The sequence below is a fragment of the Thalassospira sp. MIT1004 genome, assembly GCF_001858545.1.
Classification (GTDB): Bacteria; Pseudomonadota; Alphaproteobacteria; order Rhodospirillales; family Thalassospiraceae; genus Thalassospira; species Thalassospira xiamenensis.
Genome location: NZ_MCAO01000034.1, coordinates 1 through 1,060, shown reverse-complemented (window position 1 = coordinate 1,060; position 1,060 = coordinate 1). Strand labels below are relative to the sequence as shown.

Below are 1,060 nucleotides of genomic sequence, written 5' to 3'. Positions count from 1 at the left end.
ACCATCATGTTTATGGCCAGCGCTATGATGCATCGGGGAACCCCGTTCACGGTGTTGTCGATTTTGGTGAACTGGTTACAGGGTACTATCAGCTTACAGATGGTCGGGAATCCTACCTGAAACTGGAACATGCCGAAGATGGTGGTGTGTATATCTATTTCAGCAATTATCGTTCTACGAACTCGCTGGAATTTTATAAAATCCATGTTGATAGCAGTGTTACCGGTGAAACGCTTGATCCGGCACAATACCGGGAATATGCGATTGCATCGGCGGACGATATTTCGACGGTTGCGAACCGTTCGGTGATCATCGCGGCGAGTGAGCTTCTTTCCAATGATGGTGAGAATGGTGGCGAGGGATATTCGATCTCCTCGGTGCAGAGTGGCGAGCATGGGACGGTGTCGTTGGATGCTGACGGGAATGTCGTTTTCACGCCAGAAGCCGATTATTACGGTCCGGCAGTGTTCAGCTATACGGCAACGGATGCGGATGGCCACAGCAGTACGGCAACCGTTACGATGGATGTGCGTGCGACTTTGGATCAGCCAACATTTATTGGTTATGGGCCGAGGAAAAATGGTTTTGATGTTACCCAGCTTGCGGATGGCAGCCATGTTGTGATCCGTCAGAGTGGCGTTTATATCGAGCATCAACGTTATGATGCCTCGGGTGAGCCGCTGGGACCGCTTGTGAAGTCCGAAGGCGTTAATGCAATTGATGCCAACATTACCGGGCTGGCGAATGGCAATTATGCCATCACCTACTCACATATTTCCTCTTCTAATGATGCGGTTCGTGTTCAGTTATTCAATTCGACGGGCACCCTTCTGAAAGAAGTCAAGCTTATAGATGAATGGGGTGATAATACGAATCCCGATATCATAGCGCTTCAGGATGGCGGCTTTATCCTGGTGATGAGCCGAGAGAGTGATGGTCAGACAGACGGTCAGGATACTTTTGGTCAGCGTTATAACGCATCCGGGAATGTTGTCGGGGATATGTTTGATCTCAGTGGATTTTCCGCTGGGAACGACCGGATGGCAACGGGAATAGAGCT

At 49.8% G+C, this 1,060-nt stretch carries 1 protein-coding gene; it reads left to right on the top strand.

From position 1 onward, the window contains the following. The coding region (locus BC440_RS23165) for a cadherin-like domain-containing protein (protein WP_175484489.1) at nucleotides 1–1,060 on the top strand (1,060 nt) is incomplete at both ends.